Below are 15,102 nucleotides of genomic sequence, written 5' to 3' on the forward strand. Positions count from 1 at the left end.
ATGCATAAGCCAAGGTATGACACAAGCTCTCGCTTTTTACGCAAGTTCATTATGTTCTATACTTGCATTTGCTACTTTAGTATACGCTTTTATCACTTCTGACTTTTCACTACAAAATGTTTTTTTACACTCTAGTACTTTAAAACCTTTAATATATAAAATATCAGGTAGTTGGTCAAGCCATGAAGGCTCAATGTTATTATGGTTTTGTTTATTACAAATCGTTAGTTGCTGTTATATATTCTACCTTGAAGATAAGATGCTGAAATTTTCATCTATTATTATTCTATCAGCTATACAATTATTGTTTAGTAGTTTTATTTATTTTACTTCTAACCCATTTTATATGTTTTCTTTCGTTCCTAAAGAAGGATTAGGTTTAAACCCAATGCTACAAGATATTGCTTTGAGTATCCATCCTCCTATACTTTATTTAGGCTATGTTAGCTACGCCGTACCATTTACTATTGTTTGTGCTATATTTCTCATTTCTTTTATATCGAGACGTGATAATGATCTTTCAGGATACTACACGTTCTACAAGAGAACGCAGTTAAGCTACCATATTACATCTATACGTCTTCTCAAAATATTTGCTGGATGTGGTATCTTATTTACTACTATAGGAATTAGCATTGGTTCGTGGTGGGCATATAGAGAACTCAATTGGGGTGGATTATGGTTTTTCGATCCGGTAGAAAATATTTCACTATTTCCTTGGTTATCAGGCATTATGTTACATCATTCCATCATAGTGACTACCAAAACAAATAGAATGCAACACTGGACTATAATGTTATCTATAATCACTTTCTTATTAGTAATATTTAGCACTTTTTTAGTACGTTCCGGTTTTATTAATTCTATCCACTCTTTTGCATTCTCACCTGAGCGAGTAATATACTTACTTTGGATATTTTTGATTATAGGAATTGGAGGACTATATGTTATCCTACGGTTTAATTGCAGTATTGAAAAGACAATTTATAATACTTTTAACTGTAGCACACACTCAAACTGCGAGATGACAATAATAGAAAAAGCTATACTCATAGGCAATATATTCTTTCTCTTTAGTCTTATCGTCTTAATATGTGCTACACTTTACCCCACAATTTACGCTTTATTTAATGATAAATCAATTATTATTAATGAAGCATTTTTTATTAATAATTTTATTATATTTGTTATCCCTATTCTTTGTACTATAGGATTATTTACTACTAATAGCTCTATTAAAAAACATATTATAATTCTAATATTATCTCTCATAATTACTTATTTAATATCATTAAAAGTAAAATTTAGCATTATATCGATTTTAACTATAATAACATCTATATTTTTGATGCTTCATAATGTTCATTATCTATTGGTTAAAACTAATTACTTTAGAAAAAGTCTCAAAGCGAGTAGCACTAGTATGATACTTGGGCATTTTGGTGTTGCGCTCATTGCTTTCAGCATTACCATGAATTCATTATTACAAAGTGTAATGGATTTCATCGGAGAAGTCGGCACAAGTGAAACTTTCAACGAATTCAAAGTAACATTACAAAATATTAAGTTTGCTCAAGGTAAAAATTATTATAGACAAATCGCTGAATTTTGGCTTGAAGATCATAAGAATAATATAACTATATTAAAACCAGAAAATAGATTCTATATAATAGAGCAAAACTTATCACAAGAAAGTGATATATATTCTTACTTATTATATGATCTTTACGCCGTTTTAAGTAATATAGATGGTAAGATAATTCACGCTAAAATATATTATAAGCCAATGATTAGTTTTATTTGGATTGGAGTTATTTTGACTACTGCCGGCTTTGTTATTGCATTAATCAGGAAAAGTTCTGACTAATTTCATTTAAGATTAAAAATTTTGATAAGATGATTAGCTCAAAATTTTCTTATCTAATTATTACAGCATTTCTACTGAGGTAAAGCAAAATTTAATAGAGTCAAAGTACATATTACTTATATACACATTTTACATATTTTTGCATACAATATATTCAGAAGTTTCATAAACATATATCATACTTGTTTTTATTAAGTAACACGAGTACACCCAATGCAGGAATAGATGCTTTTTATTACTAGCTCTAGTTAGATCATTAAAGAAAATTGTTTTAGCTTTTTTTTGAGTATTTCAGATCTTCGATAAGATAACATAAACCTAACCGATTAGAGATTAACACTTGCATCAGCCATATCCTCTATAAAGGCAGCATTAATGTCACTTCAGTATTAATAGCTTAAGATATTTAGTTTTTATTATTAATTAACAAATGTAAAGCTCAAGTGCCCTAGATGACATAATATGTGAGTAAATATTATTGTCTGGAGTAGTTTTTACTATATTGCAGTATAAAGTAATGTGGAAAACAATTTTGTTAAATTATTCTCTAGATTGCAATATTACTTTGACAATGAAAGAGACTTTAGTATCAATGATTGCAATACTACGTATACAGTAAGACCTCATTACATAAGTAAATAGAAAAAAGCCCAGTTTAAAAAAAATGGGCTTTTTTCTTGATCAAGTTATAAACTCACTAAACTCATCAATAATGATTAGAAATTTATACGTACTTTTAAAGTACCTTGATGTGCAGTATATTTACTTGCAGCATTAAAATCATAACCGATACCATACTCCATCTTAGCATCAGATCTTATATTTGCACTTAAGCCTATATTATAAGATGTTTTAGCAGTTCTATCAGGCTGACTGATAAATGGAGCAGTTTGTCCATCTAACATAGACTGAGCCTTAGATAGCTTACCATTTACTTTGTGCACTACAAAAGAATGAATTTCTGGATATATCACAATATCATTTATATTCATAGCACTACCAGTTACTTTAGCACCTACTATTAAATCGATTCTATCACTAAATTTGCTGTGAATGCGCTTATTTGCAACTGTAGTACCAGTTTCTTTATAGTTTTCATTAGAAGATTTTAAGTAGCTAAGCCCTGCCATTGGAGTCACTAATACACCTTGCAGTGCATTATAATCATAACCAAACATTAAATTACCACCGAATGTTATGTTATCATAATTACCGGCAGCAATTTGCTTGTTCATCTTACCATTAGCATCGAAGAAGTAACGCTGACTTTTACTTTTGACTTTGTTTAAGGTAAATATTGCACTACCTTGAGCAAAGAAATTCTTAACAAGCTGCTGGGCACCATATAGAGAGAAGGATAAACCCTTAATATCAGTTTTATCACCTTTTTTATAATCTTGGTGTTTTATGTCAGTTTTAGTGATACCAATAGCTGCACCAATCATTAGGTTATCATTAGCGAGAGTATCTAAACCAACTACAACACCAGCAGTTTTTGCTTTATAACCAGCTAGACCACCTTTTTTATCTTGTTCTGCGATGTTATAGAAAGGTTTAGCCCATACACCATAAGATACTTGATCAATCGCTTCATCACCTGAAGATACTGCACCTGTTTCAGATCCACCAACATCAGCAGTTTCAGAATTACTTAGATATCTAAGTGCACCTAGCCTATTACCAAGTAGATCTTGAGTTTTTTGTGTATCATTTAAGTTTACTGTAGCTACAGCAGCACCTGTATCTGTAGCAATAGCTCCTATAAATGTTGCGACATCAGAAGAATCTTTAGCTAAAAGCATATTATTATAAGCTGCTGTATCAGTTGATTCTAAGCATATAGCAATATTTTGATGTACACCAGGTGCATTTGCAATTGCACTATTTCCTACAGCTGTTGTAACTACATTTAATACATCGTTAGTACGTGTTAACACATAATCCTGATTCGCATCACGTATTAATTCATATTTTACGAAAATATTATTTCCTGTTACATCAAAGTTAGGAGCTCCTAAAGTACCGTTAAATCTGGCACCACCTTGGATTAAAGTATAAGTTTGTGTACCACTGAAATTTGCATTAGCATTATCTTGTATTTTAATGGTTGTAGTTCCTGTAGTTGTTGCATTAACTTGAGCACCTTCAGCAATAACTATTTGACCTACATTACCGTTTGATACGTTTAATGTTGTACTAAGAGAGGTATTATTGCCCCATGTTGAAGTACCATTTGCAAATATTAAATTATTTGTCAAAAGATCAATCTCACCATTAATAGCAGTAGTACCACCGCCTAAAATTACATCAGAATTTAAAATAGTTAAGTTATAAGTACCAAAGTCTATATTTTGTGAGTGAATATTGCCTTGTAATCCTACACCACTATCATTACCAGTAAATCTAACAGAAGCTACAGGAATATCTGAACTACCAATATTACCGACTAATGCATTACCTAAATAAGTTACAGTACCCTGATTAGCTTTAGTAGAAACAATCATACTTGTAGGATGAGAAAATGTTCTGTCAACAAACTTTACATTAGCATTACCGTTAATACTTCCAAGAGTAATTTTACCGTCAAAATCTGTCCCGGCTATACCTCCTGTAGTAAGTGTTACATCGTCATTAATTGTTACGTTAGTTGCAATAATACTACCTAAGTTGTTATAATCTGTAGTAAACGTTACTTGCTTTAACTTTGGATCACCATTCTCTAAACCTAAACCATAAATTGTACCAGGGTTATTAGGTATACCACCGCTAAGTGTAACAGTACCTTGATTAGTTTTAGTAGTTCTGATACCTGCATATAATGTATTAGAATTAACAGTAATACTGTTATCACTTCCAAGCGATAGAGCTATAATATTCTTTTGATCACCGATAACTTGACCGTTATTGATCATACTATCAATACCTGATACAACTAAAATAGGAGCATTAAAATTATCTACTGTACCATTACCTACGGTACTTTTAATTGTTAGCACATCTAATGGAGTGCCACTAAGTAAGAATAAAGATGCACCTAAACTTGCATTTTCAAAAGAAATGGAATCAACTGCTATAGCATGTGCAACTCCATTACCTATCTCATTAAATGCTATGTTACCTGGACCAGAAACCATTACTTGTTTTAAAACACCAAAATAAGCACCTTGTTTATTTAACGTTACGGTGATAGGATCAGTATTAACAAATTCTAATGTACCAGTATTATCAGCAGATTCAATATGATCAGTAATATAATTGCTGCTAATTTGCAAGATAGATTTACCTTCAATTTTAGTACCACCATTAAATGTGATATCACCTAAAAACTTAACAGTAGTACCATTATCTAATATTAAATTATTAAGCTTAAGACCTTGCTGTCCACCAACTGTACCACTTACTATACTGGTTCCACCAGACCTAAAGTGTAAAGAACCTACATTAGCATCGGTAGTAGTAATATTATTAGCATATAAATTTACTCCTTTACCTATATGTAATATAGAGTCACCATTAGCAGCTTTAGTAGCAAAATGAATATTAGAAAGTGGACTTTCTGCACTACCTAAATTCGTACCATCAGCAAGAGCTGTATCAGTATTAATAGGATCAGCGGCAACTATGATTTTACCTTGATTTGCAGCATTGATAGTTTTTGTTATTAAGTAAGTATTGTGAGTAAGGTGTACTGAACCATCATTTTCCATAACTAACTCGTTAATAGCAACATCTCCAGCATTTAATATTGTTTTACTTGACCCAACATTAAATCTTCCAAGTGTTTTAGTATTAGCGCCAATAGTACCGATGCTACCATTAATAGTTAAAGTTTGATTATTTGTTAAACTACTTGCATCAACAACACCTGTTTGATCAGTAGTTACATCTAAATCAAAATCAACTAAAATATTATTTTGAGTGCTTGTTAATTGAATAGTACCACCGTTAGCTTGAAAATGAATTGCACCACCAGCATTAGCGCCGATAATATTTGCCCCACTAAGTGTTAATATTTTTGAAGCATCATTAGCTAAAGTAATGTCTTGTAACGCAGCATTAACAGCACCGTTACCTATATCACCGGTAATTATAGCACTTCCATCTAACTGAATAGAACCAGCTGCAAGCGCATTATTATTCACAAGAGGATTTTGGTTAACTGGACCGTTAATCACTGTGCCATCAGCAAGTTTAAAGATAGAGCCAGCATTTCCTAAACGTAATTCTGCACCATGTATTCCTGATAATTGTACAATCCCGGCACCTTCTACTTCGATTGCCTTAATATTTGTTACTACAATATTTGGATCAGTATTACCACTTACTAAAGTACCATTAGCATTAAAAGTGATCACACCTGCAGTATTACCGTTATTTTTTGCATCACCTATGAAATTACCTGTAAGTATCTTATTATTAGGCACTACAATCTGTACTGCAAGATTACCAAAATCAGTAGAACCAAAGCTTGCGTTTTCTGTTATTATAACTTTAGAATCTGCGGTTTTAAAATTGGTCTTACCGCCTAAACCAACATCAACTAAATGTTCAAAAGTGACTTGTCCACCTGCATTAGCACTTTGTATAACTATGTCTTTAGCATAAACCTGTCCGGAAATTGTTGCTGCATTACCATTATCAACACTAACAATAAATCCTGCAGCTCTACCTGCTCCATTATCTGTACCTATTACTGCATTAGCAGCACCTCCATTAGCGATAAGCTTACCAGCTGCTGCTGTAGTATCAAATTCAATAACACCTTTTAGATTACCGCCTAAACTTCCTGTAACATTAAATTCAGTAGCATTGCCATTCTTACTGACCAATACTAATTTACCAGTACCGTCTCTTCCATTAAAATTAATAGTATTACCACCTCCTTGCAAATTTAAAGCATTAGCGGCATCAGGAGTAGTATTAAACATTAAACCTTGATTATCACCGATATTAATTGTCTTAATACCAGCAAAAGTTTTATCTGAAACCTTAACAAACCCATTAGTAATATTTAATATCCCATTAGCACCATTAACTATTTTAGCATTATCACCAAGTGTAAGAGGAGCTTCTTGAGTTGTAGGATTTATTAAATTAAATTCTAATACAGAAGGCGCAGCAGTAAAGTCTATTGATCCTACACCGCTAAGATCATTATCGTTAATAGCAGCACCAGCATTAACTTTTGAAACAACATTTTGAGCACTTTTTGTAGTAGCAGCTTGTTGAGCAGTAATACCATGACCTGTTATGGTAAGACTTTTACCAGCACCAATAGTAAAATTAAAGAAGTTACCCTGTTTAGTAACATTAGTTACAAACCCTAAGGTAGTATTTTCATTAATTGTTACTGCTAAAGTATTTGCAGTATCCAAAAACAAACTATTTAAATTACCGTTTGGAGTATTAAAAGTAATAGCATTATTAGAATTAGCAGTAATAACCGAATTTGTAGCGACAGGAAGATTAACACCAGCGCCAGTTTGATCAAATCCTGCACCATCAACAGTTGTAGCTGCTGCATTTGTTGTTCTATTATATTGCATAACAGCACCCATTGCTACACCAGAAAAACCAGCAACTATAGTAGCCGTGGAAGCAGTTACCAATCCTGCGGAAATTATTTTTTTTAGAAAATTTGGTTTTTGAGCCATAATTTTTTCCCATATTTAAGTTAAAATTTAGTATCTAGTATTAAAACAAATTAATCAAATATGAGTCAAGATATCCCACATTTGATAAGGAAATAACCTAAATATTTTGTTTTAATAGTTTCTAAACTACGGGCTAATTGTACTATATATTGTACATAATTACAAGCATCACAGTAGTTTTTTTATAAAGTTTTAATAAATGTTATATTTTTATCACATTTGTGTTAAAATATAGTTGATTATTGTGATAATGAGTTACCATTGTGTATCAATTTTACATATGTAATCATGTATCTTGAACACGGGATCAAGCATTTTATTGCACGAACACAAATTACTATCTAGGGTTACAACACCATAATAACAAATAAATTTTAAATAAAAAAGATAGATTCCGAGTTTTACTAATACTGCATACAAAAGAATGAAATAAAGTTGTGCAAGAATTATACCAAGAACTAACTCCAGTAATTAAACACACTAGGTTACATACAATAGTTTTACTAATCTACACAATCACAGCTTATCACAATAATAAACCTTATACTCCTTATTATTAGCACTTCTATTTCTGCCATTTCACCATTTCATCGTATTTAGCCAAATACACATAATTTCTTTTTCATATTCTACAATTTGCTCTTCTAATCCTGCAAATTGCTTCAGCATTTGACGCGCTTTAGAAAGCATTGTATCATTAGTAATGTCAAAAGCTTTTTTAAAATGACGGTCTTGTTCTTCTTTATAATTTAAATGAGCTGCGCTACCAAACTCAGCATATTGATTCATATCTCTACTTCTGATCTGTATTTCAACCGTACGTTTAGAGTGTAAAAGCTGCATTATATTATGAAGAGACTGATATCCGTTGCTTTTTGGTCTATTAATATAATCTTTGGTGTATAAACAATCTAAATACGGAGAATTCTTAACTACATCCAAAGCATTATAACATAGATCTTTAGATTTAACTATAATCCTACATGCGATCAAGTCTTTCAATGAATAAATATGTACTTCTTTCCTTTTCATCTTTTTTAAAACAGAATAAGGTTCTTTAAGACGCATATATATCTCATGTTCTATATCTGCTTTATCTAAATCTTTGCTCAGCAGATTCATAATATCGCAAATCACATCCACCTCATGCCACATAAAATTCTATAATATGCCTATATTCCTATAGTTTTTAGAACTTAAATCTCAAAGACTGTGCATAACTATGCAAACAATTTAATCTTTAACTAAAAATTATAAAACAGATTAATAGTTACTTCATAAAATTGTTTAACTTAGATTATATTAGAAGTACTATTGTAAGATAATTGTACGTACGACCATCTCTTAAATATTTGAATATTATTCTATGATTTATTCATGGAATCCATTTTAAAATACTAATATTAACCTTGGATTTACTGGACTAAATAAACAAGTTACTAGATTAATACAAATGCCATTTTCCAATCTATGCCACAATACCTCTTAGCAATAAATAAATAGCATTAAAAAATTAATAAATCAGAAAATTTATCTATCGAATTTTCTGCAACACTACCTAAAACTTCAGACATTTTGTTAAATTCCACAGTACACTCAAGTACTATATCTACTCCCGCATCTAAAGCTCTTTTAGTAATATCTGTCATACTACCGCTCAAAGCGTGCATCTCGATTGTATCGGAAATAATAATCCCTTTAAAACAAATATTATTTTTAATATAATCAATAACTATTTTGGATAAAGTCGCAGGATTGTCAGGATCAAGAGATGTATAAATTATATGCGCAGTCATAGCAAGCTTAATATAATCGTGCTTCGCTAACTCCTTAAATACTTTAAAGTCTGTATCTTCTAGTGTTTTTAGGCTGGTATCAATAATAGGTAACTCTATATGGCTATCTACCGTAGCTCTACCATGCCCTGAAATATGTTTGATACAAGCAGTTACTTTCTCTTCTTGTAACCCTTCTATAGCAGATAAACATAAAGGTACGACTATTTCCGGCTCTTTGCCAAAACTTCTATCACTAATTATATTATCTGCTCCATCGTGGATTAAATCCGCTACTGGTGCAAAATTGAGATTAATACCTACTTCTCTTAACTCTTTGGCTATTGTGCTATAATTGTATTTACATGTTTGTAATTCAGTGAAACTTTGAGCTGCAGGCGCATCATAAAAAGTTGGGGCGATAAGCCTTTTTACCATACCACCTTCTTGATCTATAGCAATGATAGTATTATCACCTAATACTTCTTTTATATTTTCGATAAGCTTTATAAGCGCTGCTTTATCCTGTTCACCTTTCTCATTCTTTCTAATATTACGACGGAATAAAATGATACCTAAAGGATTATGCGCTTCAAATAATTCTCGTTCAGCATCGGTTAATTCAGACCCAGATATGCCTATAATTACGGGCTTTGCTGTTTGTCTTATTTTCATCACAACCTCCTTTAAATTATGATATAGCGAATACTATAAAGTCATCAAGGAATCAACAAAATTTTTTTTATTTGAATAGATAAATTATGAAAGTTTGTAAGTAATATGTCGATTCTACTCAATACAGTATTATCAATCAAGCTCAACATAAACGCATTGCGCGAGTCTTGCTGTTGCTGAACAGGTAAGTTTAATATAAACTCTGCAGACTTACCTTGAAATTTATCTTGTCGAGACCTGTCTGAAGCACACTGTATATTTGAATACCCACATACTTCTGAATGTTTCTCTCTTCTGCTTAAAAACAAAAATTTTTGAAGAAGATCAATATCATGGACAGTATAATATTTTCTATTATTTATTTTATAATGAGATAAATTCGGTATTTTGGTCTCTAGATATCTTAATTTATGTAAAGCAATATTTAAAATCCTGATCACTTCACTAGCAGCATAATATTTTTTTGTGAGCTTATTGTTTGTCATATACTCTTAAATACATGTGTTATTATATAGATCACCTAGCTAAGCACATATTAAGTTTTTCGTTGTGTCACAACGTGTTTTGACATCCAAATCTGATACAACAAATTCTATAGATCACGTAATCAAGTTTATGGTATAATAATATTAACTCAATTCACATCTACGCTAATACACTGATATAAAAATAAAGTTGTTCAAATCATACTAAATAATTTATCGTTATCGCATAGATTTGTTAATTAAAGCTTTTAATTTTTCAGAAGGACTAAAACGCAAATTCTTTTTTGATGCTATCATTACTGGCGACTTAGTATGGAAATTTATGCCAGGACGTTGTTTTTTTTGTTTAACTTCAAAACTACCGAAATTTTTTAAAGTTAATTTTTGCACTTTTGCTATTTCTAAAATATTCGAAAAAACTGTATTAACTATTTCTTCACACAAATTATTTGAAAAACCCAATTTTGAGTTTAACATAAGTGAAATTTTGTTTTTTGTAATAGTCATAAATAATACCTATTATACCTTATATTGTTTATGTATCCAGAACTAAAATGTTAATTAGAATATTCCGTTAATAAATCACATAATAATATTGTTACTAATTTTCTACTAAGCGTTAATGCATTTTTGCATTTTCAATTTTTACTTTTACATAAAGCTATAAGCTATAAATTTTTGTCCACTTCTGATCTTTCCTTTTTATCTATACAACGCTTTGTGCTACCTGATAGTAAGTATCAGGTCTTATTAAATTTATCTAGTTTGCACCTCACTGTCTTTTATCAAGTTCTTGGTATGTGAATCGAAAAAATACTATTTCAAAAAGTAACGGTAACATTTTTATTAAATATTTTTAATGTTCAATGTTATATTTTCTTACTTGAAATCATCAAGTGTTTTACAAGAACTTATCTATATACCTTATCACCTTTTAAATTCCTTTATTAAATTTTAATATTACTATTTTTGGTATTCACTATCCTTAACTTCTAAGTTATTACTTTTAACAGACGACGTCTTAATGAGATTTTTTATTTAATCTGAAATATTAATGCTCTGAAGTAATAATTGAAAGAATTGTATGAAAACTTTGACTGACACTGTAGTGATTAGTTCTCATAAAACCTAAAACTAAACTTAGTATATGTAAGTTATCATAAATAATGATGAAAAACAATTTCAGAAATTAAATATTTTTGTATCAAATAAATTAAAGTATGTTATTACATATCGAAAAAAATTTCTTCATATGTAAAAAGTCATGAGACTATTTGATTTAAAAGGAAAATACATAATATTATCTGAAATACGATACACATGGATGTACTATTGCAGAACAAGATTTTAACAAACTAAAACCAATATTCGATAGATTTAATACGGTGATTATCTGAGTATCAAAAGATAAATTTTAAAACTACGTTTTTACTTGATTAGTTAAGCAGATTTATCATCTAATAAATGCTAAAAATACCATCAAGAAAAAAATTACATACTGTAGTATAGAGTAACACTTGAAAGTGAAATGAAGTTTAATAATATACAGATCAACTTTAAGCGCAAGAAATTTACAAAATAAAGAGTAGAGCTATTAATAGCTGTACACTACATCTCTTGTAGAACGATAATACCAAGTTATGTAATACATCCCATATTATTTCTTCCATCTATTGTGAAACCAGAACCATTGAGCAGGATTTTGTTTCACCCATTCTCCTAGGATTTGATTAATATAAAACATAATATTATAGCAATCGACTTTATTATCGCCGGTTTGCTCAAACTTTAATTGTGGATGCACTATTACTTTAAAATAACTTCCTTTAGTTCTAATGATTTGGCAAGGTATAATCGGATATTTGTACTGTAAAGCAATTTTAGCAATAGCACTTGCAGTCATAGAGGGACGCCCTAAAAATGGTACTTCAATGCCATCATTCATTTTTTGGTCAACAAGCATAACAATAGATTCACCCTCTTTGATAGCGCTAACTAAAGCTCTGATCCCTTCAGAACCTTTTGGTATAAGTCTCAATTTATCACCTGCACGGCTTTCATTAACCAACTTATTAACATATGGGTTATTGGCTTTCCGATAAATTACAGCCACTTTCGGATAATATTTCTTAAGAACCTTAAGACTAATATCCCAATTAGCAAAGTGACCGCTAAATAGTAAAAAAGGTTGATCTTCAAGTTTCTGAATATTTTCTTTACCTATTATTTCGATTCTACGCTCTAACTCAGATTCATCCATTTTGTCAACATATGTAAATTCACCAATAAACCTACCAAAATTATCCCAAGTTTGATCTATGATTTTTTCAACATCATACATATCACCGAATACTGCTTTAATATTACGTTTAGCAATTTTATTAACAGCGAATAATATACCGACTTTTCTTGCTATAAAACTACAAATATCTGACGCTTTATCTATACCAAATATTCCTATTACTTTCAGGAATATAATAACGATAAAATACTCAATTAAGTATCTAAGCTTTTTTAAAAATTTTTTCATTTAATAAATCAGGATTGTTGATAGATAATTCGACATCTAAGCAAATAATCTTATTATTTAAATAATTAAATTTAACATAATCTTTTCTTGTAGTAATTAAGATAGCATTATGCTCTTTAGCTAATGAATATAAATTTTCTAAATCTGCTTGTAAATAATTATAATGATCAGGAAAAGTCTTATGACCTACTATATTTAATCTATAATTTTCTAAAGTTAAAAAGAAACGCTGCGGGTTACCAATACCGCTAAAAGCAAAATAATTTTTAGTTTTGTCTATATTATTTGAAGGTACTATTTGAGCATTTATGACTTTATCTATATAAGGAGTAAGTTCATTTGGTATTTGATCTTGGTTACTACTTACTAAAAAAATTAAATCCGCTGCATCAAGGACTTGCTTTGGATTTTGTCTTAAAGGACCAGCAGGAATTAGAAATCGATTACCAAAAAGTCTTTGACTATCTACTGAGACTATAGTAAAATCTTTATGAAGGTAAGGATTTTGTAAAAAATCATCAACTATTATTACATCAGGTTTAAGCTCATTAATTAACGGTAAAATATCTTTAATATGTTTAGCTGCAATAGCTGTTCCATACTTTGCGAGCATTATACCTTCGTCTCCTACCTCTAATGCTGTATGCCATTTCTGTATTATAGTTGTACTTTTAATGTTACTGCCATAAGCCTTAGTGATTATAACAAAAGATACATTTTTAGCTTTTAGTAATTTAGCTAGATAAATTACTATCTGAGTCTTACCTGTGCCTCCTACGCTACAATTACCAACACAAATAACTTTAGCAGGTAATATAACCGGACATGCTAAACTAGTTCGTAAATAACTTAAAAATTGATATATTAAGCTTATAGGCAAAAGCAAATAAGCTATAATATTTCGCTCCTGCCAAAATTGAGGATATAAAAGTTTGATCATAGTTTATGATTTACAGCAATTGAAAATAAAGTCAAACATATAATACAAACTACTTGCATCTTTTATAATAATTTCATTGACTGCTACAATAGCTAAGTTGCTTTTTTAGCTTGTAAATCAATACCTCTATTGGAACATTTCTTTTTTCTTTTCTTTTTATAATTGCGTTTCATAATTCCATAATTGCTAGTAATTTCTGGCTTATATTCCATCATCATAAGAGGTATCATACTAATTATTTTATCAAGCTTAGTTAAAATGCCAAGATATTATATATATGAGTTTACTTTTATACCAAATAGCTAGTGGCCTGTTGCGAAAAAATTTATATTTTGAATTGAGTTTTGTTACACCTACCTTTATTCTTGCTATTTTATTACTGCTGCTTAATGAAATCTTGTGGATTTTTATTATAGAATTATCGCAACACAATCTTTTCATTATTAAAGTTTTTAGCATATTATAGATTTGCTATTCTTGTTTGTTAAGCGATATTATATTACTCAATCCGCATAACTGATTTATATTTTTTCCTTCATTTTGATGCAGTACTACAAAATAATGTAGTATTATTTAATACTGCTACGACCTTGAATAAGCAAAATTATAAACAGTAAAAAGATATAGAAAATATTAAAGATAAATATATGTCATTTAAAGTTTAAAATCTCGCTTAAATCTTCTATTAATTCGTGATATCACATTTGATTGTTGACTAACATTAATCCATACTTAATCATATTTTAAATACTATTTAAAAGCACATATTCCATCATAGTTTTTAAATACGATTTTTTTTGCAATTGTGGCAAAAATGACTGAGCAAATATAATGATAGTGATAGCAAATTAAGACGTGATTATTAAGAACTCGTAGTTTAATTTTTGTAAGTACTTTCAATAACTCATGCTTGATATCAAAAGGCGTATCAAGAAAAATCAATCCCCTATTCTCTTAAAGGACATCAAATCTTTAATAGCACTAATATACATCAAGATTTTAGAGTTGATAATAGTTTTATAAGACTTCTAATTGCTTAGAACCATAACGAATACAATTAATAGATAATTTGATCTGAATAATTTTCTAATTATAAAAAATAAACCTAATTAGTGGCTCGTAACTATTATTATTTATAACAGGTTTATAAAAAAGAACAGGATTGGTCGCTTAAAG

7 protein-coding genes and 3 pseudogenes are annotated in these 15,102 nt (G+C 29.9%); 2 read left to right on the top strand and 8 right to left on the bottom strand.

Annotated features, from left to right (window positions below):
- Window positions 1–16 precede the first annotated feature (16 nt).
- A complete protein-coding gene (locus RT_RS03440) occupies window positions 17–1,867 on the top strand; it encodes a heme lyase CcmF/NrfE family subunit (protein WP_404814608.1) in 1,851 nt (616 codons plus the stop codon).
- Between the two features lie 716 nt (window positions 1,868–2,583).
- Here the strand turns inward: RT_RS03440 and ompB are convergent.
- The 5 genes and pseudogenes from ompB to RT_RS03465 all read right to left on the bottom strand — a co-directional run bounded on the left by ompB (window position 2,584) and on the right by RT_RS03465 (window position 10,963).
- On the bottom strand, window positions 2,584–7,521 hold the full coding sequence (gene ompB, locus RT_RS03445; protein WP_011191135.1) for an outer membrane protein OmpB: 4,938 nt from the start codon (window positions 7,519–7,521) through the stop codon (window positions 2,584–2,586).
- Window positions 7,522–8,086: 565 nt separating this feature from the next.
- Window positions 8,087–8,658: pseudogene (locus tag RT_RS03450) on the bottom strand (bifunctional (p)ppGpp synthetase/guanosine-3',5'-bis(diphosphate) 3'-pyrophosphohydrolase).
- A 368-nt stretch (window positions 8,659–9,026) separates the two neighbouring features.
- Window positions 9,027–9,971 carry a glycoside hydrolase family 3 N-terminal domain-containing protein gene (locus RT_RS03455; protein ID WP_011191137.1) on the bottom strand — a complete coding sequence of 315 codons (945 nt, stop codon included), beginning with the start codon at window positions 9,969–9,971 and terminating at the stop codon, window positions 9,027–9,029.
- A gap of 257 nt (window positions 9,972–10,228) precedes the next feature.
- Window positions 10,229–10,456 (bottom strand): annotated as a pseudogene (locus RT_RS04605) (hypothetical protein); the annotation flags it as partial.
- Between the two features lie 219 nt (window positions 10,457–10,675).
- A complete protein-coding gene (locus RT_RS03465) occupies window positions 10,676–10,963 on the bottom strand; it encodes an HU family DNA-binding protein (protein WP_011191139.1) in 288 nt (95 codons plus the stop codon).
- A gap of 751 nt (window positions 10,964–11,714) precedes the next feature.
- Between RT_RS03465 and RT_RS04610 the strand changes: the two are divergent.
- A pseudogene (locus tag RT_RS04610) lies at window positions 11,715–11,850 on the top strand (peroxiredoxin); the annotation flags it as partial.
- A gap of 263 nt (window positions 11,851–12,113) precedes the next feature.
- On the opposite strand, the gene RT_RS03470 reads toward RT_RS04610, so the two are convergent.
- From RT_RS03470 to RT_RS04535, 3 genes are all read right to left on the bottom strand, one after another.
- Window positions 12,114–12,986, bottom strand: a complete 873-nt coding sequence (locus RT_RS03470; protein ID WP_011191140.1) for a lipid A biosynthesis lauroyl acyltransferase — start codon at window positions 12,984–12,986, stop codon at window positions 12,114–12,116.
- Entirely contained in the window at window positions 12,961–13,926 is a 966-nt protein-coding gene (lpxK, locus tag RT_RS03475) for a tetraacyldisaccharide 4'-kinase (RefSeq protein ID WP_011191141.1), read from the bottom strand. Before lpxK ends, RT_RS03470 begins: the two co-directional genes overlap by 26 nt.
- A gap of 92 nt (window positions 13,927–14,018) precedes the next feature.
- Complete coding sequence (locus RT_RS04535) at window positions 14,019–14,156, bottom strand: hypothetical protein (RefSeq protein WP_014419463.1); 138 nt, start codon at window positions 14,154–14,156, stop codon at window positions 14,019–14,021.
- Between the last annotated feature and the right edge of the window lie 946 nt (window positions 14,157–15,102).

The sequence above is a fragment of the Rickettsia typhi str. Wilmington genome (genome assembly GCF_000008045.1).
GTDB lineage: Bacteria > Pseudomonadota > Alphaproteobacteria > Rickettsiales > Rickettsiaceae > Rickettsia > Rickettsia typhi.